General features: G+C 39.2%; 20 protein-coding genes. 7 read left to right on the plus strand and 13 right to left on the minus strand.

What is annotated here, in order from left to right; translation table 11 throughout:
* The first annotated feature begins 53 nt into the window (after nt 1-53).
* Nucleotides 54-3,902 (plus strand): pullulanase-type alpha-1,6-glucosidase, encoded by a 3,849-nt coding sequence (gene pulA, locus HWV02_RS14110; protein ID WP_211688332.1) that lies wholly within the window; start codon nt 54-56, stop codon nt 3,900-3,902.
* 200 nt (nt 3,903-4,102) lie between these two features.
* Here the strand turns inward: pulA and HWV02_RS14115 are convergent, their stop codons facing one another.
* Nucleotides 4,103-5,101, minus strand: a complete 999-nt coding sequence (locus HWV02_RS14115; protein WP_211688334.1) for an ABC transporter substrate-binding protein — start codon at nt 5,099-5,101, stop codon at nt 4,103-4,105.
* A 205-nt stretch (nt 5,102-5,306) separates the two neighbouring features.
* Here HWV02_RS14115 and HWV02_RS14120 point away from each other — a divergent pair, with 205 nt between their 5' ends.
* Nucleotides 5,307-6,944 (plus strand): electron transfer flavoprotein-ubiquinone oxidoreductase, encoded by a 1,638-nt coding sequence (locus tag HWV02_RS14120; RefSeq protein ID WP_211676416.1) that lies wholly within the window; start codon nt 5,307-5,309, stop codon nt 6,942-6,944.
* A 114-nt stretch (nt 6,945-7,058) separates the two neighbouring features.
* On the opposite strand, the gene glpD is transcribed toward HWV02_RS14120, so the two are convergent.
* The 5 genes from glpD to HWV02_RS14145 form a co-directional block, all read right to left on the minus strand.
* The gene (glpD, locus tag HWV02_RS14125; RefSeq protein ID WP_211688335.1) at nt 7,059-8,606 is read right to left on the minus strand and encodes a glycerol-3-phosphate dehydrogenase; all 1,548 of its coding nucleotides are present in this window, start codon (nt 8,604-8,606) and stop codon (nt 7,059-7,061) included.
* A gap of 326 nt (nt 8,607-8,932) precedes the next feature.
* Nucleotides 8,933-10,465: a glycerol kinase GlpK gene (gene glpK / locus HWV02_RS14130; RefSeq protein ID WP_211676419.1), complete on the minus strand. Its 1,533-nt coding sequence runs from the start codon at nt 10,463-10,465 to the stop codon at nt 8,933-8,935.
* Between the two features lie 123 nt (nt 10,466-10,588).
* Nucleotides 10,589-11,446, minus strand: a complete 858-nt coding sequence (locus HWV02_RS14135; protein ID WP_211676420.1) for an MIP/aquaporin family protein — start codon at nt 11,444-11,446, stop codon at nt 10,589-10,591.
* 513 nt (nt 11,447-11,959) lie between these two features.
* Nucleotides 11,960-13,435: a diguanylate cyclase domain-containing protein gene (locus HWV02_RS14140; RefSeq protein WP_211676421.1), complete on the minus strand. Its 1,476-nt coding sequence runs from the start codon at nt 13,433-13,435 to the stop codon at nt 11,960-11,962.
* 281 nt (nt 13,436-13,716) lie between these two features.
* A complete protein-coding gene (locus tag HWV02_RS14145) occupies nt 13,717-15,105 on the minus strand; it encodes a DASS family sodium-coupled anion symporter (protein ID WP_211676422.1) in 1,389 nt (462 codons plus the stop codon).
* 476 nt (nt 15,106-15,581) lie between these two features.
* On the opposite strand from HWV02_RS14145, the gene HWV02_RS14150 reads away from it, so the two are divergent.
* Nucleotides 15,582-16,331, plus strand: coding sequence for a hypothetical protein (locus tag HWV02_RS14150; protein WP_211680214.1), 750 nt, complete (start codon nt 15,582-15,584; stop codon nt 16,329-16,331).
* A 189-nt stretch (nt 16,332-16,520) separates the two neighbouring features.
* On the opposite strand, the gene yeiP is transcribed toward HWV02_RS14150, so the two are convergent.
* The 3 genes from yeiP to HWV02_RS14165 form a co-directional block, all read right to left on the minus strand.
* Nucleotides 16,521-17,093: an elongation factor P-like protein YeiP gene (gene yeiP / locus HWV02_RS14155; RefSeq protein ID WP_211672077.1), complete on the minus strand. Its 573-nt coding sequence runs from the start codon at nt 17,091-17,093 to the stop codon at nt 16,521-16,523.
* 131 nt (nt 17,094-17,224) lie between these two features.
* On the minus strand, nt 17,225-17,803 hold the full coding sequence (locus tag HWV02_RS14160; RefSeq protein WP_211676423.1) for an HD domain-containing protein: 579 nt from the start codon (nt 17,801-17,803) through the stop codon (nt 17,225-17,227).
* A 100-nt stretch (nt 17,804-17,903) separates the two neighbouring features.
* Nucleotides 17,904-18,527: a glutathione S-transferase family protein gene (locus HWV02_RS14165; RefSeq protein WP_211688337.1), complete on the minus strand. Its 624-nt coding sequence runs from the start codon at nt 18,525-18,527 to the stop codon at nt 17,904-17,906.
* Nucleotides 18,528-18,742: 215 nt separating this feature from the next.
* Here HWV02_RS14165 and HWV02_RS14170 point away from each other — a divergent pair, with 215 nt between their 5' ends.
* Nucleotides 18,743-19,462 carry a sulfite exporter TauE/SafE family protein gene (locus HWV02_RS14170; protein WP_211676425.1) on the plus strand — a complete coding sequence of 240 codons (720 nt, stop codon included), beginning with the start codon at nt 18,743-18,745 and terminating at the stop codon, nt 19,460-19,462.
* Here HWV02_RS14170 and HWV02_RS14175 read toward each other — a convergent pair.
* Together HWV02_RS14175 and HWV02_RS14180 are read right to left on the minus strand one after the other, a co-directional pair.
* Nucleotides 19,455-20,090, minus strand: coding sequence for an HAD-IA family hydrolase (locus HWV02_RS14175; RefSeq protein WP_211688339.1), 636 nt, complete (start codon nt 20,088-20,090; stop codon nt 19,455-19,457). The two genes, HWV02_RS14170 and HWV02_RS14175, sit on opposite strands and share 8 nt — an antisense overlap.
* Before the next feature lie 9 nt (nt 20,091-20,099).
* Entirely contained in the window at nt 20,100-20,558 is a 459-nt protein-coding gene (locus HWV02_RS14180) for an HPP family protein (RefSeq protein WP_211676427.1), read from the minus strand.
* A gap of 93 nt (nt 20,559-20,651) precedes the next feature.
* On the opposite strand from HWV02_RS14180, the gene HWV02_RS14185 reads away from it, so the two are divergent.
* The 3 genes from HWV02_RS14185 (at nt 20,652) to HWV02_RS14195 (ending at nt 23,648) form a co-directional block, all read left to right on the plus strand.
* A complete protein-coding gene (locus HWV02_RS14185; RefSeq protein ID WP_211688341.1) occupies nt 20,652-21,224 on the plus strand; it encodes a TetR/AcrR family transcriptional regulator in 573 nt (190 codons plus the stop codon).
* Between the two features lie 728 nt (nt 21,225-21,952).
* Nucleotides 21,953-22,366: a DUF1805 domain-containing protein gene (locus tag HWV02_RS14190; RefSeq protein WP_211676429.1), complete on the plus strand. Its 414-nt coding sequence runs from the start codon at nt 21,953-21,955 to the stop codon at nt 22,364-22,366.
* Between the two features lie 190 nt (nt 22,367-22,556).
* Nucleotides 22,557-23,648 carry a DSD1 family PLP-dependent enzyme gene (locus HWV02_RS14195; RefSeq protein ID WP_211676430.1) on the plus strand — a complete coding sequence of 364 codons (1,092 nt, stop codon included), beginning with the start codon at nt 22,557-22,559 and terminating at the stop codon, nt 23,646-23,648.
* A 49-nt stretch (nt 23,649-23,697) separates the two neighbouring features.
* Here the strand turns inward: HWV02_RS14195 and HWV02_RS14200 are convergent, their stop codons facing one another.
* Together HWV02_RS14200 and HWV02_RS14205 are read right to left on the minus strand one after the other, a co-directional pair.
* Nucleotides 23,698-24,177 (minus strand): GNAT family N-acetyltransferase, encoded by a 480-nt coding sequence (locus HWV02_RS14200; protein WP_211688342.1) that lies wholly within the window; start codon nt 24,175-24,177, stop codon nt 23,698-23,700.
* A 73-nt stretch (nt 24,178-24,250) separates the two neighbouring features.
* Nucleotides 24,251-24,619 carry a hypothetical protein gene (locus tag HWV02_RS14205; protein WP_211688344.1) on the minus strand — a complete coding sequence of 123 codons (369 nt, stop codon included), beginning with the start codon at nt 24,617-24,619 and terminating at the stop codon, nt 24,251-24,253.
* Between the last annotated feature and the right edge of the window lie 70 nt (nt 24,620-24,689).

A 24,689-nucleotide genomic window follows, 5' to 3' on the forward strand; every position in this document is an offset into this window, starting at 1 on the left:
TAATTATTTCTGAACTCTTAGCCAAATTTATAAATAACCAAGGGATTGAGACAGTGAAAAATAATACGACACAATTTAAATATTCAGCACTTGCGAAAATAATTATACCGCTATGCTCTGCAGCTATTACCGTAGGGTGTAATAACAATTCATCTGCACCTTCAAAACCTGTCACTCCCACTATCCCAGATGAATTAATAGAACCGAGTATTTCACAACCTGTTCCAGTTGAACTTCAACCGACAATCGCCCTACCGGATGACGCACCTTCAGCATCTAAAGAACAATTTATTATCAGCTATATAATAAGCGTTAATCCCGTCGAATCCTTACTGTCAAATGCGCCTAAATACACTCACTGGACGCTAAACTGCAAGAATATTAACCCTGTATCTACAATTAGCGCTGATGAGTTTGGCCCTGTTTGGCTGCTTAATAAAAATGTACTCAATTCATGTAGCACGCTAGCAGTCAAAGATGGAAACCAAGTAACACAAGTTACAGTAGCTATTAGTGAAGCTGATTTAGGAAAAGAATTTTTTGTTGCAGACAATAGCACTAAAAAAGTTGAAGGATCCCGTCGAGATGGACTACTCACGGCTAAGGGGCTTCCGCAGGCTGGTACAGATGTCATCATGCCTGAGACCATCAAGCCAAAGGCGTTTAATGCTCCTCAAGAAGGCATGGTGGCATTGCAGATTTACGATGCCATGGGTGATTACACACCCTACGAGAACATGAACCTTCACCTCTGGGGAACAGATAAAATTCCAGATGGGGGTTGTGAAGGATTAACTGATTCAGCCAAAAATACAGATTGGAATGATATCTCCGTTACTCCAGATGATAATGATGAATTTGGCCCTATCTGGTATCTTCCTGTCACAAGTACGGAATCTGGTTGCTTCAATGTTATCTTCCGTAATGGAAATAAAGATAAGCTTATTGACTCAAATATTAAAATAAATATTGCAACTATGGGAAATAATCGTTCTGTCACTTTTATTCCAGGTAGTACGACTCAATACGATTCTCGCGAACAAGCTTTTGAATTATCCGGACCATCATCTGAATTCTCAATCGATACCTTAGGCGCGATCATGCTAGACGACAAAACTCTTGTATGGAAAGGTGGAGCGAATGCCGACATGGTCCAAATTATGTTCAACCATGATGGTAAATATAAAGTTAAAGAGATCATTGAAAATGGAAAATCTAAGAAGGTCGTTTCTGGTGCTTCCATTATATTGAATTCTACCGAGCTAACAGTGGAGCAGAAAACGAAATACCCTCATCTTGCTGAATACCCTGTATTTTCTTTACCTACTCTTCCAGCAGATATAGCACTTTCTTCATTACTGAAAGGCAGTATGGTCGTGATTGCTTCAACCAACAATGGTAAATTTCGGTCCACCACAGGTATCCAGTACGCTGGCGCATTGGATGCATTATTTGCACAAGAAGCCACAGAACTGCAATATGGTCCAATCTATAATAATAACGACGTAACTTTCCGGCTTTGGGCCCCAACTGCCAGCAGCATCGAGCTGGTTATCTACAATAGTAATAAATCAGAAGCTCAACGTATTGCAATGGTTGAAGACAAAACATCGGGTAGCTGGAGCGTCGATCTTGAAAGTAATGCGGTAGATGGGAAGTTCTATCGTTATGCTATGAAGATATTCCAACCTCGTAAACAAAAAGGCTACGGCTATGAAGTCACGGACCCGTATTCAGTCAGTCTTTCAACTAACTCCATCTACAGTCAGGTAATTAACTTAGATTCGGACCAATTAAAACCAAACGGCTGGGATAACTTAGAAGCGCCTCATTCTCAAAAAGAAAGCGATCTTTCTGACATGGTGATCTATGAATCACACGTCCGTGATTTCTCAGCGCGCGATGAAAGTACGCTGAATAAAGGTAAGTACCTTGCCTTTACCGAGCAAGAATCCGTACCAGTCGAACACCTTAAACAGCTAAGTAAAGCAGGCATGACCCACTTACACTTAATGCCAGTATTCGATATTGCGACTATTAACGAAGACCCGGAAAAAGTAGCAAATATCGACCAAGCATTTAGTAAACTTTGTGAGCTAAACCCTACGATAAAACAGTCTGAGTTTTCAAACTATTGCACAAGTGGAGGCTCAATTTCAGATGCCTTTACAGAACTTGCTGAAGTCGACAGCAAAGACAATACAAAAGTTCAAGATCTCAATGAATACGTACGTAGCGTCGATAGCTACAACTGGGGCTATGATCCGCTTCACTACACAGTACCAGAAGGTTCATATGCAACAGAATCCGAGGGTTCCAAGCGGATCCTAGAATTCCGCGAAATGGTTAAGTCAATCAAAGAAGATATAGGTATGAATGTGATTGTGGATGTTGTTTACAACCACACTAATGCGTCAGGCCTAGATGACAAGTCGGTACTAGACAAAGTTGTTCCGATTTATTACCAACGCTTAGTCCCTGATACCGGCGCGATAGAAACGTCAACATGTTGCGATAACACTGCACCAGAAAATGCAATGTTTGCCAAACTTATCGATGATTCAATTCAAACCTGGGTCAAAGCATACAAGATTGATGCATTCCGTTGGGATTTAATGGGCCATCACCCACTGTCGCAAATGCAGGAAACACTTAAGGCTGCCCGTCAAGTTAATCCAGACGTATACTTCTATGGTGAAGGCTGGAACTTTGGTGAAGTCCAAGACGACAAACGTTTTGTTCAGGCAACCCAAAAACACTTAGGTGGTACGGGTATTGGTTCTTTCTCTGATCGACTGCGTGATGCCGTACGTGGAGGAAGTCCCTTTGATACCGGAGAAAGTATACGTAAAACACAAGGCTTTGCTACAGGCGCCTATGTGATGCCGAATGAGCGAGTCAACATTGCAGCCAATGTTAATGATGACGGAGTATCAGATGAATTAGCACGTGCACTGCACCAAATAGATCTCACTCGTTTAGGTATGGCCGGTAACCTCAAAAATTTCGAATTTGTTGACTATAAAGGCAACACTCAGAAAGGTTCAACGTTAGACTATAATGGTCAGGCAGCTGGCTATGCAGAACAACCTTGGGAGACTCAAAACTATGTCTCTAAGCATGATAACCAGACGCTTTGGGATATTAATATGTACAAAATATCACACGATGTCTCACTAGACGATCGCGTTCGCATGCAGGCGATTGGCATTTCTACCGTGTTACTTGGTCAAGCTATGCCATTTAACCATATGGGTGGTGAACTGCTGCGTTCTAAATCTATGCAACGTGATTCCTACGATTATGGGGACTGGTATAATCGTGTTGATTTTACCCTTAATGACAACAACTGGAATAAAGGTCTTCCAGCGAAAGATAAAGACGCCGCCAACTATGACTTAATCGAAAAGATACAAACAGTAAACGCACAACCAAGTGCCGCAAACCTAGACCAGATGTTTGAGTTCTACAAAGAGCTGCTTCGACTTCGTAAAGCGTCACCACTGATGGCTCTGCCAAATGCAGATGAAATTATTAGCCGTGTTGATTTCCGTAACGTAGGAAAAGATCAAACACCGGGAATCATTGTAATGAGCATCGATAATGGCTTAACACAAACAGCGGATTTAGACAGTAAACTTGATTCTATTGTTATTATAATTAATGCGACGCCTCAGAAACAAGCAATTGGTCATTTCCTTGATAACAGTAATAACACTATCGACCTTATAGGATTTGAACTGAGTACCACGCACAACCAAACTAACTCTATTGCCAGTAACGCTAGCTTTACTAATGGTCAATTTGAAGTTCCGCCATGGTCTAGTGCAGTATTCCTCCAAGCTCGTGATGGTGAACGCGGAGCAGGTCTTCCAGTCACACTGAAGGCCGAGACCGAATAAGTTTAATTTGTGATAATCAAGCAAAATTGCGAGTTAATACTAGTCCGTGATTTTGCTTCACTTTAACCCAACTCTAATTATTCAGCTATAGTTAGCAACTAGAATATGGTACTGATTTCAATATCGAAAATATTAAAAAGGAAGCATTTCAGCTTCCTTAAATTATGTATCTATCACACGTTCTAAACGCTATTTAGTGGCTATAAATCAGCTAACGCTGCATTAATTTTTTTAACTGCATCGCTTGTTACCCATTGACTCCACATTGCCTTATTATTCAATAAGAAGTGTTCTGCGGCATAATCACCATCGGCTTGCTCTTCTTCTACCCAAGCAAGCTGTTGATTCATTTCGCTATTAGTAAATGTACGTTTGGAAAGATACTGCATAACCGCTGGTTCTCTTTTAGAAAAACTAGTTGTGACAATGCTCTGTACAGGTGCAGCAGGATAATCGGTCACTTTCGGGTTTTCACAGTCTTCGATAATGGTACAGTTTTCAAATTCATCACGGTTAAAACCAGTACCAAAATCAACACGAACCATCTCATATTTATCCATAAGCGCGGTTGGCGACCAATAATAGCCAAACCATGCTTCTTTATTTTCGTACGCCTTTACCATTGAACCAGCTAATCCAGCACCGGAACCAGGATCCACTAAGTCAAAACCGTAGTCAGAAAGGCCCATCGCGTTGAATAAGTTGGTGGTTGATATCTGGCAAGTCCAGCCTGCAGGACACGCCATAAAAGCAGAGCGACTTGGATCTTCTGGGTGTTTAAATAATTTAGCATTGGCCTTAATACCAGCTAACGTAGCTAAAGACGGATCTTTCTCTACCATATACGCAGGCACCCAAAAACCAGAAACGGCACCATCAGAAAGTAAATCCCCCGCAACAACAATACGACCTTCCTCCCCGCCTTTTTCCAATGTTGTCCTTATCTGGTTAGTCCAAAATTCGGGCGCGATATCAGGGGTGTTTTTTTCAATCATCGACGTCGCAGTTATCGTCGCGTTACCAGGTACAATTTCAACATCGCAGCCATAGCCGTTGGTTAAAATGAACGCATCAATATTAGCCACCAACGTGGCGCTGCCTAAGTTCATATCTGCGATTGTCACAGAGCCACATTCAGCGGCAAAGGTATTGAAAGACGCCATCGTTAGCAATATTGCTAAAGGGGATTTTTTTAACATAATAAAACCTCAAATTAAACTGAGTATATTGGTTGAAAGTCATTAACGTTATTGTAACCAATATTTTTAATTGCACATTCATTTTCACTAAAATAATTGAACTAACCAGTCTAATTCAACTAGTTAGTCGCTAATTACAATATGATTGGCGCTTATTCAAACATACACAATACTTAATGTAAGTCATTGAATAAGGATGCCAAGCGTGGAACATGAATCAATGGAGTTTGATGTTATCATTGTCGGGGCTGGTCCAGCTGGATTATCTGCGGCCTGTCGCTTGCGTCAACTAGCGCTAGAATCTGGCACCGAACTGAGCGTTTGTGTCCTCGAAAAAGCCGCTGATATTGGTGGACATACCCTTGCAGGTACAGTCTTTGAACCCCGCGCATTAGACGAACTGTTTCCCGACTGGCAAAACTTAAACACCCCAGTGACCAACGCCGTAAAACGAGATGAAACTTGGCTACTTAAAAATGCGACCACAGCCCGTCGCGTCCCCAGTATGTTAGTCCCATCAAGCTTAGACAACAAACATAACTATATCATCAGCCTTGGCGATTTATGTATTTGGTTAGCACAGCAAGCGCAAGAGCTCGGTGTTGAGATCTTCACTGGTTTTACCGCCAACGATTTAGCATTTAATCAGGACGGCAGTGTCAAAGGTGTAATCACTGGTGATATGGGTCGCAATAAACACGGAAAAGAAAAAGATAACTTCATGCCCGGTATGGAATTGATTAGTAAATACACCTTAATCACAGAAGGTTCACGTGGTCATCTAGGTAAACAACTGATCGAAAAATACAAGCTAGATAAAGACGTAGACCCACAACATTACGGACTCGGTATTAAAGAACTGTGGCAAATCGATCCAGCCCTTCATCACCCGGGCTTCGTGATGCACAGTATCGGCTGGCCATTAGCAGAGCACGGCGCCACTGGCGGGGCATTCTTATATCATCTAGGTAAAGATCAGGCTTATGTTGGTTTGATCACCGACTTAAATTACCAAAATCCTAACCTCAGTCCTTTCGACGAATTTCAACGACTCAAATTACACCCCGCATTTTGTCGTTACCTTAAAGGAGGAAAGCGCCTTGCTTACGGAGCCAGAACTATCACTAAAGGTGGGTATAACTCACTACCTAAAATGGTGTTTCCCGGCGGGTTATTACTTGGTTGCGATGCAGGTACACTGAATGTGGCAAAATTGAAAGGTACGCACACCGCAATGAAAACGGGGATGGTTGGTGCCGAAACCGTATTTTCAGCAATCGCATTAAATAAAGAGACTCTTGATAATTTCACCCTATTATACGAAGCATCCTGGGTATACCAAGAGCTATATCAATCTCGTAATTTTGCACCTATCACCCACAGATGTAATGCCATGCTAGGTGTCACCTGGTTTGAACAGAACATACTGCATAAAAGCTTGCCTTTTACACTGCACGATTCAAAACCAGATCACAGCCAATTACAAAAAGTAAAATCTGCCACTGAAATCGTTTATCCTAAACCAGACAACGAATTAACGTTTGATCGGTTAAGCTCGGTATTTTTAGCCAATATACAACATGATGCAGACCAACCTTGCCACCTTAAACTCACCGACCCCAGTATCCCGATGTGCTCTAACCTACCCCGCTTTGCAGAACCTGCACAACGGTATTGCCCTGCGGCCGTTTATGAAATAATAACCATCAACGACGAAGTTAAATTCCAGATTAATGCTGAAAATTGCATTCACTGTAAGGCTTGTGATATTAAGGATCCCTCACAAAACATAGTATGGACACCACCGGAAGGCGGTAGCGGACCCAATTATGCCAGTATGTAATACCAATAATACCCATCATCATTATCTTAAATGACAGCTATAAAAAAGCGCTGCTAATCAATGATTAGCAGCGCTTTAATACAAGTTGTTCAATCAGCGTAGTGAGTTACGCAATTAACCAACTTTATCTAGCTTTACCGGATTAAGCTTTACTACTTGTGCATTAATGTAGTCAGTAACAGCAGCTTGTTGTGCTTTATTTAAGTACAAACCAAGCTTAGTACGACGCCATAATACGTCTTCCGCTTTCTTAGCAAATTCAGTTTCAATCAAGTAATCAATTTCGCGGCTATAAACGCCTTGGCCAAAGTGAATGCCAAAATCAGCTTCAGATTGACAATCTTTAAATAAGTTCCAAGAATCTGTACCAAACTGATTAACATAACGCTTAGCGGTTTCAGGGTTTAGCCATAAATGCTGTGAACAGATATTGGCAACTAGCTGTGTACGAGGATAGTTAAAATCACCACCTGGTAGCGCTGTATCAGCAGTCCATGAATCACCTAGCTTGTCAAAGTACGGTGAAATTAGATTCATCGCAGATTCAGCCAGTTTACGGTAAGTTGTTAACTTGCCACCGAAGATAGATAGCAATGGCGCTTGTGTGCCTTCTTGCTCAATTTCCAGTGTGTAATCACGTGTAATTGCTTGTGGTGATGACGATTCGTCATCACAGAGTGGACGTACACCACTGTAAGTCCAAACAACGTCACTCGGTGCAAGTTGTTTAACAAAATGTTCGTTTACAACATCAATCAGGTAATCAACTTCTTCATCAGAGATCGCTACTTTACGTGGGTCGCCAACGTATTCAACGTCTGTCGTACCGATAATTGAGAAGTCTTCCATATAAGGAATAACAAATACAATACGGTTATCTTTATTTTGTAGAATGTAAGCTTGTTCTTCATCATGAATGCGTGGAACAACAATGTGTGAACCTTTCACCAAACGAATGTTACGTGGCGATTTTTCTTCCATGCTGTCATCGAAAAATTGCTTAACCCAAGGGCCAGCTGCATTCACTAATGCTCGCGCTGTACGCTCGAAACGAACATTTGTTTGCTCGTTTAGAATAGTGACTTGCCATAAACCATCCTTACGAACGGCTTTTTCTACACGGCAATAGTTTTCAACTTCAGCGCCATTACGTTGTGCTGCCATTGCGTTTAGAATCACTAAACGCGCATCATCAACCCAGCAATCTGAATATTCAAAACCTTTAGTAATTTCTTTTTTAAGCAAACCTGATGTCGCTAAATTTACTTGTTTGCTGCCTGGTAACGTTGTACGTTTACCCAAGTTATCATACAAGAACAAGCCTGCACGAATCAGTATTGCAGGACGTAAGAAAGGACGATGTGGTAAACGGAAACGCATTGGTTTAACAATGTGTGGCGCTTTTTTAAGTAATACTTCACGTTCTGCTAATGCTTCAGATACTAAACGGAATTCGTAATGCTCAAGGTAACGCAAACCGCCATGAACTAATTTAGAGCTTGCTGATGATGTTGCAGAAGCAAAATCAGCTGCTTCATATAAGCCAACAGTTAAGCCTCGGCCAGCAGCGTCTGCAGCAATACCGGCACCATTAATGCCACCGCCAACAACGATCAGATCTAATACTTCATTGGTCATTACTTTCTGATTTCCATTATTCATACTTAACTCACTTTAAATACATTCTTGTTTGAGCGAACGACCGCTATCGAACATCTGCAGTTAATATAGAACACTTTCATATTAAAATCACCATTTACTTTCGAGTTCGCGCATTTATTTTTACATTTCGAACATTTGAGTTTAAATTCATGCCCAATTGAATGTTCGAATGGCTATTAAACATTAAAGACATGGCACTTTGATGACAAAAATAGACCAAATAGCAATAAAACACATAAAAAAAGAGCGCCACAGTATAAAACTTAATGGCACTCTTTCAATTTAAGCTAAAACGACGACCTATTGGCAATCAAACTTAAACACGATTACAGTAAATCGTCTTCTTCGTCATGACCTTCAGACCATGATTGTGCCGCTTTAACAGCACGTTTCCAACCGCGGTAACGACGCTGACGTTTTACTTCATCATCATGTGCTTCAAATGATTTTTCGATAATAGCTTTGTCTGAAAGCTCATCAAGACTATCCCAGAAACCAACAGCAAGACCTGCAAGGTATGCAGCACCTAATGCTGTTACTTCCGTTACCGCTGGACGTAATACAGTTGTATCTAGAACATCAGCTTGGAATTGCATTAGGAAGTTATTTGCTACTGCACCACCATCTACACGTAGTTCAGTCAGTTTAATGCCTGAATCCGCTTGCATTGCATCAAGTACGTCGCGTGTTTGATACGCGATACTTTCTAGTGTTGCACGGATAATGTGGTTTGCACCCACGCCACGTGTTAGACCAACGATCGTACCACGAGCATATGCATCCCAGTACGGTGCGCCTAAACCTGTGAATGCAGGAACAACATAAACACCATTAGAAGTCTCAACTTTAGTCGCAAAGTATTCAGAATCTTTCGCATCTGAAAGTAACTTCATTTCGTCACGTAACCATTGGATAGATGCACCACCCATGAATACTGCGCCTTCGAGTGCGTATGCAACTTCACCGCGTGGTCCACATGCTAACGTAGTTAATAGGCCATTCTTAGATGTTACTTTTTCTTTACCAGTGTTCATTAATAAGAAACAACCAGTACCATAAGTATTTTTCGCTTGACCTTGCTCTACACACATTTGACCATAAAGTGCAGCTTGCTGATCGCCCGCAATACCAGCAAGAGGGATACGCGTACCACCCTTACCACCGATGTTCACTTGACCATACACTTCTGAAGAAGATTTCACTTCTGCCATCATTGATAGTGGAATATCAAGAATCTTAAGTAGTTTCTCATCCCACTGTAATGTATTGATGTTAAATAGCATGGTACGTGATGCATTCGTGTGGTCTGTTACATGAACGCGCCCTTGTGACATTTTCCAAACTAACCAAGTATCAACCGTACCGAACAGTAGTTTACCTGCTTCAGCGTCTTCACGCGCACCCTCTACATTATCAAGGATCCATTTAATTTTTGTACCTGAGAAGTACGGGTCAACAACAAGACCAGTGTTTTCACGAACGTACTCTTCAAAGCCTTCGTTTTGTGCTTTTAATTTGTCACAAATGTCTGCAGTACGACGACACTGCCATACAATTGCGTTATAAACTGGCTTGCCTGTTTCTTTATTCCAAACAATAGTCGTTTCACGTTGGTTCGTAATGCCGATACCCGCGATCTCATCACTGGTGATACCTGTTTTCGCTAACGTTTCAACTAATACTGAACTCTGAGTTGCATAAATTTCAAGTGGATCATGCTCAACCCAACCAGCTTGCGGGTAGATTTGAGTAAATTCACGTTGAGAGACGCTAACAATATTTGCATCGTGGTCAAGAATAACGGCACGAGAACTAGTTGTTCCTTGGTCTAAAGCAATAATGTATTTTTTCTCAGTCATTATGAAGTCCTTTATATTTCATTTGGTAGAGTACTTTATACTTAGTGTTTAAAGTAAATAGGTCTTATTTATTATAAATAATATCGTATTCAAAACCGCTTGGGTGTAATTCAAAATGCATACTTATACTTTAGCAGCTACACCTTCAACTGATTCGTCATCACACTGGTTTGGGATAGTACAACCGTGGCCTGCTGATGGTAGGTATTGACCAATCACTTTTGGATACAACCAGCCACCAAAACATGCACCAGCAATTGGCGCTAAAATTGGCACGATAAAGTAAGGAATCTCTTTAGCGCCTGTTAGTGCGTAATCCCAACCCGCGAAATAAGCGAATAGTTTTGGACCGAAGTCACGTGCAGGGTTCATTGCAAAACCAGTTAGTGGACCTAAAGAACCACCAATGACCGCAATTAATACACCGATAAGCACAGGATTCATTGCACCGCGTGGTTCGCCGTTGCTTTCATCACCTAACGCTAAGATAGCGAACATTAGTACCGCAGTGATTACGAACTCAACCGCAAATGCGCCAATGAACGTTAATGATGGGTGTGGGTAAGTTGAGAAGATACCCGCTGTTGATAATGCCGCTTCACTGTTACGTAGGAAACCGTTCGCGATTTCGTAGTCAGTAAATAAGTTGCTATATAAGCCGTATACTAAAGCAGCTGAACAGAAAGCTCCTGATAGCTGTGCGAAAATATAAGGTAATACTTTGCTTTTATCAAATCCGTGAAAAGCTGCTAAGGCAATCGTCACAGCAGGGTTAATGTGAGCACCAGATACACCGGCTGTACAGTAAATAGCAATCGCTACCCCCATACCCCAAATAATACTGATTTCCCATTGACCAAAACTAGCGCCTGTTAATACCAATGCTGCTACACAGCCGACACCAAAAAAAATTAGCAGTCCAGTGCCAATAAACTCAGCGAGGCATTCGCCCATCAGAGTATGCTGTTTATTGTTAGCCATGATTCATTCCTTTGTTATGTTTTTATATTTTTATGTAGGGTATACACGATCTTCGTGTGCCAGTAAATTTACACTTTTAATACATAATTAAAACAAACAAAGAATAAAAGTGAGCGTTCGAACACATTAATACGCTCAAATAAGACACATTGAGTTATATTAACTTACAAAATACGCAGTATCGAGCTGGTTTGACCAGAATAAAATCATATACGGATAGAATTACATTGCATACCCGCAACAAAATTAACACTTTATTGGTAACTGAATGTGTTTAAATCGCATAAATACTTCATATAGTCTAATTAGAAAGGGCTAAAAAAGATAAGATGTAACTAAACGAGCACTGTAACGACAATATGATTAAAACGAACAAAATACGGTTAAACCATCAACAGGCTTAACCGTATCAACACTGTATTAACTAGGCGTGTGTGACCCTACTGCGAGATAGCAGAATGATCGGCTTGGTTTTGATGTCACACTTTTAATAAGCATGTATATAGCACTGAACTAGCGTTCAATTGGATTACGGCTATTAAAATCACCATATAACACACGGTTTTTACCTGCAACCTTAGCTGTATACAAGAGTTCATCCGCCTGCTTTATAATGCTTTTGATTAATTTAATTTGATCAATCGAAGAAGTAGTGATTGCACCACCAGACATGGTGACGTGAAATGTAATATCTCCGCTATAATGCGGTAAGTTAGCGACAGTTTCACAGATGCGTTCAAAAATATCAATTTGTTTATTGCCTTTGTTATAAGCAATCAACAAACCAAACTCTTCACCACCGAGACGGAAAAAAATATCTTTTTCACGGACCATATGCCGAATTGCAGTGGTAACCCGAATAAGAACTTCATCGCCGACAGGGTGACCATAAGTATCGTTAACGTGTTTGAAGTTATCAAGATCTATGATCATAAACGAATAAAACTGATGCCTTCCAATACCTTCTAACTCAGCTATAAAACCACGGCGGTTAAGTAAACCAGTCAATGGATCATGATGAGACTCTTTCGCTAGCGTTTGCGATACAAGACGTAATTTAAGCGTATACAACACCCAACCAGCAAGGACAATAGCGACAAAATAAAACGTAATATCAACAAAACTATTTTTGATTAGATATTTTAACTTGTCAGCCATAGCGTTGGGCATCACTAAGCGCAAATCCGTCGTCTGACCATCAAAACTTAAATTTTTACTGGATAAATTACCTAACGGTGGAAGTACTGCTGTATTGCTTATATAAAAATCTGAATCAATATCCGAGACTAAATCACTCCACAAAATATCCATGTTCAGCACACCATAAAATGTCTTATCCATGAAAATTGCAATCGAAAAGGTAATGACATCTTTGTTGAGGCTTAAATCTGCATAAGGGCCAGTAATGAAGATCTGATTCCCAAGATCTTCAACATCTACACTCAATGTTTTCTGCATATACGGTCGAGTAAACAACTTAGTTTCAAATTCACTAGGCTTCAGAACCAATGCATTATATTTTGGCGAGGTAATCACAAATTTATCCAACGAAATGAAATACAAACTAATCACATCATCCGCACGGCCCGCAAGAAACGTCATCATTGGTGCTATTTTTATCGTCTCTTTAATCTTATTTTGCAGTACCGTGTTGTCCTCACAGCCCGCTTTATCACTGGCAACTAAGAAGTTTGTCTCAAATTCATACATATGCTCACTGGTTGGAAGTTTAGATACAAGACAAGTGTCATCGTCATTCAATGTGAAACTTAATTTTTTATCATCAACTAACGCGGTATTTAAGGAGCTTAATTGCGACATGCCATATTGAATTGCTTGCAACTGATAAAATAGCTCACCTAAGCGCCCTTCAACGGCCTGAAAAGAATGTTGGAATTTATCTAGCTGTTTAACCTCAGAACGATTAACCTGATAAGTGATGATAGTACCAATAATAATAACTAAATAAATAGCAATTCTAGCTTTCACAATACACCTGTTTATCGCATCTTTTTATGCCTGATAATTAGCTGGAAATAATATACTGAATCATTACTGATTACTATGGTTGACAATGTAAGGACATGCAATAGAAACATTATGTTACTGAAATATGCATATTGGAAGCGTAATATATTAATAATAAGCGTGAAATATATAATTTGGGGATAAAACGCTTTATATACTGGCGGAATAAACCTTATAAATAGTAAGGCCTCTATAAATAGAGGCCTTACATCCGTACTGTCATTAAATTTAATACCCTATCGTTATAACCAGAATAGCCACGCTACGATCGATAAAATAAAGATACAAATCAAGTTCAGGTAGATACCAACACGCATCATTTCAGATTGTTTAATGTGCCCGGTACTAAATACAATCGCATTAGGAGGTGTTGCGACAGGTAACATAAATGCGCACGATGCTGAAATTGCGATAAGTGCAGATAGAATAACAGGTGACATACCAAGCGCTTCTGCTACACCTGCAAAAACTGGGATTAACAGTGCAGCACTGGCGGTATTACTGGCAAACTCTGTCAGCATAACGACAAACGCAACAATGGTTAAAATGATAATAACCATTCCTGCCTGGGCCAGAATCCCGCTTAAGCTTTCCGCCAAGAATACACTGGTACCAGTTGCTTTTAATATATTACTTAAACAAATTCCACCGCCAAATAACAGGAGTACACCCCAGTCAGTCGTCTTCTCAATATCTTTCCAATTGACGACTCGAGCTACACCTACAAGCACAATCGCCATCAAGGCCACTAATGTATCAAACTTAGAGAAACCACCAAGCATTGCATTAATCGGTTTACTAAATATCCATAAAAATACCGTTAACGAGAAGATAGCAAGTGTAACAATTTTACCTTTATCCCACTCAATAGGTTGATGGTCTAGCTCAAAGATTTCATTCAGATTTGGTTTAAGCAGTATATATAGCACACCGACTGTCACAGGCAGTAATATCAAGGTAATTGGCACACCATATGACATCCATTCCGTAAAACTCAAATTTAATTGCGCCGCTGCAATCGCATTAGGGGGGCTGCCAACGATAGTTGCAATTCCACCAATACTGGCGCAATAAGCAATACCAAGCAATACAAAGACATAAGTATTATGGCCTGTTTTAGTGTTTACTTTGTTAAGTACACCTAATACCAAAGGTAACATCATCGCGGTTGTCGCGGTGTTACTGATCCACATAGATAAACCCGCAGTGACACCAAACAGCATAAACACCGCAACATTCATTCTGCCTTTTGCCAGCAAAAGTACCTTATCCGCAATTACCTTATCGAGCTCTTGTCGATGTAGCGCGGCAGCAAGTGCAAAACCACCAAGGAACAAAAAGATAATAGGGTTAGAAAAATTATTAAGCGCAGTTTGAGTATTAAAGACTTCAAATACCACAGCAAGAATAGGCACTAATAAAGCGGTAATACTTACATGCAGTGCTTCTGTTAACCATAAAATGGCAATAAAACTAAGAATACTAAGCCCCAATACCACATCTTTTTCAAAAGGTAAAAAATTATATAATAAGGCAAATAAAACAACATCTAAAATAATAATAATGCTGTTTTTATTGGTTAGCCACTCCATCGTATTGGTGGGCAGCGGTAGGCTTTCATTTTTGTTCATGTGAGCTCAATTCTCCTAATGAATATATATTCTAAAATACTCCAATAGGGTTATTCTCACATATAATAGAAATCGACACGTCAATATAGAGATAATCATGGCGAATTAAACCAAAGTAATATGAAATAAAGCGAGTTCACTCACGTTTTACATCGTTTCTGCTATTTTTTAACCAAAAACCATCAGTGATAAAACAAGGGTTTAACATTTATTTTTGTCTGATTTCGTCAACACTTGGGGAAAGCACATAGTACGCCCCCTGAGTAATACGTTATGGTTAATCGTGAACCAGTATATTAAAAACAGTGTTGCATTCATGCACGTTAAAACGTTGAGTGAAAACATTGATTGAAAACGTCAAATAAGAGTGAAGACACGAATAAACCCGTGTATTATGCAGCACTTAGGTATCATAGGAATGCCATACGTAATAGGCAAGTCGCTGCATTTAATAAGGAATAGAAAGTTTGAATCTAATGTTCATGGAAATGGGTATCCTACTCTTTGTATTTTCAATGATTGCCGTTGCAATTTTTGTACAAGTAAGAAAAATGATATTAACCAAAAAGCGCCAAGTTTTAGCGGCACAACGTCGGAGCATAGAAGAAACCGAAATTGTTTTAAAGTACGCAACGTCACTTGCATTTAGCACAAAACTTACGATCTTATTACACCAACGTATTATCGCCGCGCTCAAAAACATTTTAACCGTAGAACCGCTGAGCGATAAAATCAAACACCATATAACTCAACAGAAAATGCATATTGCAACAGCCAAAATAGCATCACCATCAGGTCTATTTATTGAACCTGTTGATGAGCGAACCGCAATTGACTTAGCACGAAGCATTTCACGTATCAAAGTAATTTTGCGTCACGAACTACACAAGAGAAACATCTCATTAGAAGATTGTGTCACTGAAGAATCTAAGTTGGAAAAGATTCGCTTAAAACTGCGTTTGAGTAATTGCTTAATCAAAGCGACTACATTTTTTGATCATGAAAAATATAGCACTGCGGTAAAAATGTTAAATGAAAATATTACATTAATTGAAGCTGTCGATCTCAAAGATGATTTTTTAATAGATAAACGAGACAACATGATTAAACTATTAAATAAATCGACCGATCAATTAGCTGAAATCGAAGCTCAAAGTAAATTAGATGAACAACCAGAAAAGACTTCAGCACTTGATATTTTATTTGACCAACAACAGCCCCGATAAAATAATTGCAAGATTACGCATCATAACATTCACTCCTAATCGTGATTACATGAGATGCTTAAGTTTATCTTAAGTCCTATGAGCGTAGCAGCAAATGATAATTCGGCAATTATCATACCAGAGTGCTAAAAACAAAAAAGGCTCGTTATCTGCTTAAGATAACGAGCCTTTATCTAATAGACAACGCTATTATTTATCTGCACGACTCATGAACTTGTGATCAGTCGTATTGATCTTGATTTTTTCGCCGCTTGCGATGTATTCAGGTACTTGAACCGTAAGGCCAGTAGAAAGGATAGCAGGTTTAGTACGAGCACTTGCCGACGCACCTTTAATTGATGGGTCAGTTTCTACAATAACCATTTCAACAGCAGAAGGTAGCTCAATAGATACTGGCTTACCATCAACAATAAGAACTTGAAGACCTTGTGTGTCTTCTGTGATGAATAATAACTCATCAGCAATTATTGCTTTATCTAGGCTGTAAGGTGTGTAGTCTTCTGTATCCATGAATACATATTCTTCACCATCAGAGTATGAGAACATAACTTGGTTACGTGTAAGATCTGCAAGATTAAGATTGTCGCTGTCTTTGAATACTTCGTCAATTTTTGAACCCGTAACTACATCGTACATACGCATACGGTAGATACTACCACCAGCACGGCCTTGTGGTACTGAACGTTCGATATCACGGATAATGTATACGCCATTATTATATTCAACAGCGGTATTCTTTTTAACGTCACTTGCCTTTGGCATTTTAGGTATTCCCAATAATAAATTGTGTAATAGAAAATAACATAAAGGCTAAAACAGACCAAGTACTGCAACAAGGAAGCGCCGACTTATTCACCATTTTTAACGACTTTATTGTATTACTAAACAAATATCTATTTAAGTAGGCCCTGGCTCACCGCCTTTTCAAGTTTCTGCTCTAACGACGTCCACAGCTGTTTACTACCTTTGCCAATTCTACTGTTAACCGAAAACACTTGTTCTTTCGAGATATTATGTGCTTTCCAACTATGCCCTTCACCATGTATGTTATGCAATAATGGAGGAACACGATCAATAGCTTTAGCGTAAACAGAATCTGCTGTAACCCCGAGTTCAAATTCATGCCAAAGCTCGATATATTCTTTTGCTTGTTCGGGCGGTAATATATTCAATAGTCGGTTAATACCCGATGCTTCCTTCGCCTTGTTCTCCGCCGTTTCAGCAGCATAAACAATCGTGTCTCCTGCATCTATTTCACCAAGATCATGCAGCAACAGCATTTTAATTACACGGTCAATATTAATCTCATCATCCGCATAGTCTTTTAGCATCAATGCAGATATACACACGTGCCAACTGTGTTCTGCGGAGTTCTCATAACGATCTAATCCGACAGGTTTTGTCTTACGTAATACACCTTTCAGTTTTTCAATTTCGACTATGAAATTTAATACCCTTTCAATGTTTTCCACACCAACTCCTTGGTCATAATACGTTTAGCTATTAATGAGTACACTTTATAATTTAACATCAGTGAAGCTTACCCACCAGTACACTGCCACTAACTTTACGTTAGACAGCGAGTCCAACCGCAGTCGCTTGCATGGGAACAAAGCCTCTAAGCTCCTCAACACGAGATAACCAGCGTCTAACATGTGGATAGCCTTGTAACGATACGCCCCCTTCTGGCGCATGCGCGATATGGGTATAGTTCGCAATATCTGCAATAGTAGGTTTGTGTCCAACTAACCAAGGATTATGTTCTAAATGCGGGTCTAATTGTTTTAAAATCGCATGTGCTATGTCTAGCGCTTTTTGATGATCAAGTTTCGCGTGAAAGATGTTAATTAAACGCGCAGTTGCAGGTCCATAAGCAACGCTACTCGCGGCAATGGTCAGAAAACCTTGTACTTGGGCTGCGAGTACAGGATCTATTGGCAACCAAGTATGCGCATTATCGTATTTACTGGCGAGGTAAATCAAAATAGCATTCGAGTCTGACAAGGTCACATCACCGTCTTCAATAACGGGCACTTGCCCTGCGCTATTTTTTTTCAAAAACTCAGGCTGTTTATGTTCACCTTTCAACAAGTCGACATCAATAAGTTCCGTTTCTAATCCAAGTAAGGATAACAGCAATTCCACTCTGTGGGCATGCCCAGACAGTGGATGACGGTATAGTTTGATTGCTGACATGAGATATCCCCAATTATTGTTTATGTCTATAAATAATAGCCGCTGCTGAGATAATCATCCTCGCTAGATCATACTTATTTGTAGTTATTACCTTTACACCTTCATGTATTTCAAATTTGATGTTAATCTTTTTACTGTTAGCCCCACCAAGGATTGGATGCTTGCCACAGGTGCTATCGCCGCGTTTACAGCAGTAACGTTTAAGGACAGCGAACATGCCCATTGAATATATTTTAGGATTAGCATCATTCCTTACATCTGTAGTTGCAGGTGTACTTGGCTTTGGTGGTGGAATGCTGCTCATTGTCCTCCTGCCCTTATATTTGCACCCCAGCACTATCATTCCTATTCATGGCATAACCCAGTTAGCGAGTAACTCGTCTCGCATGCTGTTTTCCATTAAGGATGTGCAATGGTCACTCCTGCCTAAATTCTTAATCGGATCATTGGTCGGCATGGTTTTGTTTGGGGTGTTGCTAGCGAATATTTCAAGTGCGTATATCCCCATCGCCATCGGATCCTATATTCTGCTCAATTTGTGGAGTTCTCGATTTTCAGTTTTCATCAAAAAATATGAAAACTATTATATTATTGGCTTATTACAGACAGGTTTAGGGCTTATTGTTGGTGCGACAGGACCAATTGCCATCAGTGTATTGACCAAAGAGTTAACCTGTAAAAATCAGATAATAGCCACTAGCTCTATGTTCATGAGCATCAGTCATGTGGCTAAAATTTTCGTTTTTGGCTTCATTGGTTTTGCATTTGTTGAACACGTTAGCTTGCTTATATATATGATATTGGGCTCAATCATAGGTTCATTCGTGGGCACTAAATTACGTAGCCTGGCTGACAATAATCGGTTGCTGTTTACCATCAAATTATTACTAAGCCTGTTAGCAATAAAAATGATTGCAACTGTGCTCACTAACTAGCATTGATCAGCCCTGGTAGCTCAACCATCGCATTAAAACTTACCACAGATGAGAAGACGCACGTTTGGTTAAAACGATTATAAAATAATGTCTGCATACCTGCTTTGTAGCCCGCTTCAACACCAACAAGGCCATCCTCGATAACGATACAGTCTTTACTGTCAAAGAAGCCCATATCTTTTGCTGCAAACTCGTAAATACGAGGGTCTGGTTTCCAAATACCGATGTCGTAAGCGCTGTAAATATGAGAACCAAAATAGTCACTTAAACCGCACAGTTCTAACGCTTGTTTTATTTTAAATATAGGGCCATTAGACACCACAGCTTTGGGGTACGGAAGCAGGTCTAATGCCGCTTTAATCCCTTCTATCGGTCGTAACTCTGATTCAAATAATTCGGCAACGACAACACGATATTTCGCAGCAAAATCATTCGGTAATCTCACATCAAACTCACAAGACAGATCGGCTAATATTTTATCTAATTCCCAACCTCTATATTTGAACATAAGCAGGTCGACATCAAGCTTTATACCTAGCTCAGCAAACTTAATCACAAAGCCCTGATTGCATAGTCTTTCACTATCAACCAAAGTACCGTCACAATCAAAGAGTAAACATTTTTTCATGATGTTCCTTTATTCAATACTCTCAAAATACGATGTTCTCAATTTATTTAATACTAACCCTAAACCCACAATCACGCATGCTCCAATCAACACTGGATTAAATAAAAATGCCCAGCTTTGACCTGATAGCATAATAACCATTGGGTTCGCCCCTGCTGGCGGGTGCGTTGTATTTGTCAGTAGCATAATAGTAACAGCTAATCCCGTTGCAATAGCCAACGACCAAGGTGCAACGCCAACATATTCAACAAATAACACACCGATAAACGCTGTTAATAAGTGCCCAACAATAACGTTCTTAGGCTGAGCAAGTGGACTCTTAGGTACGCCAAATACCAACACAACAGTAGCGCCAAAGGGGGCCATTAACCACAGTTCAGGATTTATAATACTGCCTAAGTAAGCCAAAACACCGATAGTTAGCGTTGCAAAAGTACCCGCGATAATCGGAAAAACAAATTTTTTCATATAACCTCTACTCAATGTAGACCACTCTGTCTACCCCTGATAGTAGACAGAGTGGTCTACATGTGTCAACATATTTCATAACAGGAGCTATTCATGAATGAAAAAAAATTAGTCTTAATTCAAACAGCCTTACAACTTTTTTATAGCAAAGGCGTTAATTCTGTTGGTATTAATGAAGTATTGAAGCAGTCTGGTATCGCGAAGAAAACGCTATATAGTCATTTTTCTGGTAAGGATGATCTTGTATTAGCGACCCTTCAATATCGAGATGGTATTTTTAATCAATGGTTTAATGAAGTGCTTGAAAGTGAAAAATCAGGCGAAAAATCCATACAGGCGCTGTTTTACGGTTTAGATGATTGGTTTAATAATAGGGTGCCAGAACTGAGCCCATTTAGAGGTTGTTTTTTTATCAATACAGCAGCCGAATACAGCGTAACCGACTCACCGATACGTCAGTACTGTCGTTCGCATAAACAAGAAATCAGAGCATTAATAAAAAACAAAATTAGTTTATTTATAGACGATCCCAAAGAGGTTAACACACTTACTGACATGGTTTTTATGCTTAAAGAAGGAGCGATTGTTTCAGCTTTAGTCGAAGGAAACAAAAATGCAGGAAAGGCATGTATTCCCGCTGTGACTCGATTCCTGAATCTAAAATAGAACAATGATTGTATTGCCATTATTACAAGTCTAAAGATTATGTTCTGACTAACAGTCGTTCAGCCCCCTCCAACTAAAAAGAATACCGATGCAGATACCAATCCCGATAATTATACCAAACAAAAACTCAATCATTTTTACTTCTCTCAATATCAATGACCTAAAAGGCTATTGATATCTGCTCATCATTTACTATTAAAGTGAATAAGCTCTATAACTCCTTCTGAATTTACGACTTAAATTGAAAAAACACTAGAAAAATCTAGCATTAAGAGAGTAACTAAATCTGCTCTTATAGTGATTTTTAGATGTTAATAGTCATCAATAATCAAAATATAATCTCTATTATTAAAATAAATATTAAATATTAAATGTTTAACTTTAGCCATTTTTAGATTTTACTTTCTAAAAAATTTATTAAAAAGAACTTAGATGTAATTTTAAAACCTGCCAATTAATATAAACAAAGTTAAATCATCCTTACTAGCAGCATTAAATCTTAGTATTAAAATGTGTCGATATAAAGCAATGTTAAACCAGTCATTAAATATTCGCACAACTCTATTCCTAAAATCCATAGACCTGTGGTTAATATTGACTAACAGCTAACCAACTGATAGCATTTTGTTAACAAATATAGCCAACAAACTATGTTAAAACAAAGCCTTAACTAAGTTAGAAGAATAAACATAAATTATTATAAATGAGACATAGAAAAGAAGCTAATTATGAAATCTATACAATATAAAGTTATCTATACAATATTAAGTATTCTAATTATTACATTTGTTAGCTACAAATTAATAAATCATAATAAACAAGAAACTGAATTAATTGTTGATCCACTTGCGTCATTAGATTTTAACCCTAAAAAAGGAAATGAATACATGGAAGCTAAAATGATACGATATGAATTAGACAAACCTCTTTTAATTATCAAAGAAAAAAAAGGTATGCTAGCCTGTGCTTATATTAATGTAGAGACATGCAACAAAACTAATGAAGCATGTGCCATTGTATCTGGAGTTAGCAGCTATAAAGATATGATGTCTGCAAAAATAATTGCGGTATCAAATGAAGCATTAAATCTAGGTGTTAATGTTGGTGATACAGGCATAAGCGCTATAAATCGATTTAAGTAACCATGAGTTAATTAATATAACAATTATTGTATCTGTATTTTATTTATCTGTAATATCTCATTGAACACAACATCATCACGTCTGAGATGATTATGAGTTGGGGAAAAATAAGATGAAATAATGATTAATCTCAATCACTTTCATAGTAGAATGTTTACAACGCTAAAACAGTGACTTAAAGGGATAAACAGTGATTGGAAAACACAAATTAGAATTAGATACGCCATGCTTGGTTATCGACAAGAACAAACTGATTGATAACATCAACACGATGCAAAAATTCGCATCAGCAAAATCGAAACATGTTCGACCTCATGCAAAAACCCATAAATGCGTCGAGATCTGTCAGCTACAACTTGATGCAGGTAGCATAGGTATATCAATTACTAAGCCATCGGAAGCGTATGAACTTGCCAAGGCCAATATTCGTCACCTGCTAATTACCTCCCCAATTGTCACTAAGCATAAACTGGCAACTTTAGCTAAAATTATCAAACTTGCACCAGAGACTATGATCGTCGTGGATTCTGAGTCGAACCTTGCTCAGTTAAATAAATTAGGCAGCGAGCTTAACCTACAAATTAACCTGCTTGTTGATATTGATGCAGGAATAGGTAGAACTGGCGCATCATTTGAAACTGCGTTTGATTTAGCATTATCAGTACACTCGCATGCCAATACGACTCTTAAAGGTATTCAGTGTTATGCCGGGCATTTCCAACATATTCTTGATAACAAAGAAAGAAAACAAGCGTCTGCCGCATTATTAAATAAAGCGGGTAAGCTAAAGCAAGACATTGAAAGCGCGACAGGCTTAGTGAATCTGATCCAATCAGGCTCAGGCACGGGTACTTATGAAATAGACAGTGACATTGCGTCTGTCACCGAAATACAACCGGGTTCATACACTGTGATGGATAAAGAATATTTCGATATTGAATATAGCTCAGGTCATTTCCAACCTGCAATGACATTGCTAACCAGTGTTATTAGTGCCAACCATACAACGCATGTAACCGTTGATGCGGGCACCAAGGCCCTTTACAAAGAAGCGACCCACCCACAAATCATTAGCCATGATGACCTTAAATATGAATGGCATTACTTTGGTGACGAGCACGGTAAAGTATCTGGAGAACATTTACCAGATGTTGGTGAGATGATTGAAATGATCGTACCGCATTGTGATCCAACCATTAACCTGCATGACAAATTCTATGTGGTCGAGAATGACATTGTTGTCGACATCTGGGATATTGCGTTACGTGGTAAATTAGCTTAGTATTTTTGTCCTAATAAGGTGTCGGTTAAACGACACCTATTTTTATACGCTAATCATGGCTGAAGCGCTGTCTTGTTACTACACCCCATTGCTCATCGTCGTAGCTGTCTTCGACATAACCACCTGCAATGTTATTATCCGACGTGTAATCAGAAAGTACGTCACGCCAAAATTTGACAGCATGTTCAGCTCCTGTAACCTGCTTGATTTCCCAACTGCCACCTAGGTTTTTAAAAACCTGAGAAATAAAACGTTTACCGACTTTGTTTTTACGGAAATAAGGCACGACATAAAAATCACAGACTTCATAACAACCCTGAGCCTCATTAGCAATCGCGGTATGTCCAGCAGGGACGCCATCCACATATAATAAATAACCCGACACATTGCCTTCGATTTGTGTATCTAATGGAAACAAACCATCTGCATCCGGTTTCTTCTGCATGATCTTTGAAAATTCAGCCTCATAGGCTTGCGCTAAATTCATGTATACATGCTTATTACTGCTATCTACTTTTATAATTTGCATAAATTACGCCCATATTTGAATATACTCATACTTGAATCGCTATACCAAAGAAGTAATTAAACACATTACATTATTAGCTGCTCTGTGCAACATAAAAACTCAGGCCAGCAATTAACCAAAAGAATATCCAAGAGATGTGCTTACCTTTTGTGAACCCAGCAGATAATAAGCCACTCACTAAAAATACAACGCTGATCACCATTAGAATTTGCTTTTGAATGTCTGCTCCGGGAGTTGAAATAATGAAAAGAATCGCTGCAAACCCCCACCAAGCCACGGTTGTTAAATGCCAAGCAAATCTTAAAATCCGTTTTGTAAACCAATCACTACCAAGAAGCGTTGGAAGCTCTCTTTTAAACAACCGAGTCAAAATAAAGCGCTCACCTAGATAGGAATGCACGAGTCCGATAAATATTGCCAAAAAACTTCCTGTAACTAACATATAATCTCCATGATTTATTTTTTTCGGCCTGTGATGCTACAACACCAACTGACTTGTTCAATTTATCGTA

The organism is Moritella sp. 28, assembly GCF_018219435.1.
Classification (GTDB): domain Bacteria; phylum Pseudomonadota; class Gammaproteobacteria; order Enterobacterales; family Moritellaceae; genus Moritella.

Bases quoted from the DNA above. Each gene is read 5' to 3' on its own strand.
- HWV02_RS14115 (WP_211688334.1), bottom strand. From the start codon at position 5,101: ATGTTAAAAAAATCCCCTTTAGCAATATTGCTAACGATGGCGTCTTTC.
- glpD (WP_211688335.1), bottom strand. From the start codon at position 8,606: ATGAATAATGGAAATCAGAAAGTAATGACCAATGAAGTATTAGATCTG.
- glpK (WP_211676419.1), bottom strand. From the start codon at position 10,465: ATGACTGAGAAAAAATACATTATTGCTTTAGACCAAGGAACAACTAGT.
- HWV02_RS14135 (WP_211676420.1), bottom strand. From the start codon at position 11,446: ATGGCTAACAATAAACAGCATACTCTGATGGGCGAATGCCTCGCTGAG.
- HWV02_RS14145 (WP_211676422.1), bottom strand. From the start codon at position 15,105: ATGAACAAAAATGAAAGCCTACCGCTGCCCACCAATACGATGGAGTGG.
- HWV02_RS14150 (WP_211680214.1), top strand. From the start codon at position 15,582: ATGTTCATGGAAATGGGTATCCTACTCTTTGTATTTTCAATGATTGCC.
- yeiP (WP_211672077.1), bottom strand. From the start codon at position 17,093: ATGCCAAAGGCAAGTGACGTTAAAAAGAATACCGCTGTTGAATATAAT.
- HWV02_RS14165 (WP_211688337.1), bottom strand. From the start codon at position 18,527: ATGTCAGCAATCAAACTATACCGTCATCCACTGTCTGGGCATGCCCAC.
- HWV02_RS14170 (WP_211676425.1), top strand. From the start codon at position 18,743: ATGCCCATTGAATATATTTTAGGATTAGCATCATTCCTTACATCTGTA.
- HWV02_RS14175 (WP_211688339.1), bottom strand. From the start codon at position 20,090: ATGAAAAAATGTTTACTCTTTGATTGTGACGGTACTTTGGTTGATAGT.
- HWV02_RS14180 (WP_211676427.1), bottom strand. From the start codon at position 20,558: ATGAAAAAATTTGTTTTTCCGATTATCGCGGGTACTTTTGCAACGCTA.
- HWV02_RS14185 (WP_211688341.1), top strand. From the start codon at position 20,652: ATGAATGAAAAAAAATTAGTCTTAATTCAAACAGCCTTACAACTTTTT.
- HWV02_RS14190 (WP_211676429.1), top strand. From the start codon at position 21,953: ATGAAATCTATACAATATAAAGTTATCTATACAATATTAAGTATTCTA.
- HWV02_RS14200 (WP_211688342.1), bottom strand. From the start codon at position 24,177: ATGCAAATTATAAAAGTAGATAGCAGTAATAAGCATGTATACATGAAT.
- HWV02_RS14205 (WP_211688344.1), bottom strand. From the start codon at position 24,619: ATGTTAGTTACAGGAAGTTTTTTGGCAATATTTATCGGACTCGTGCAT.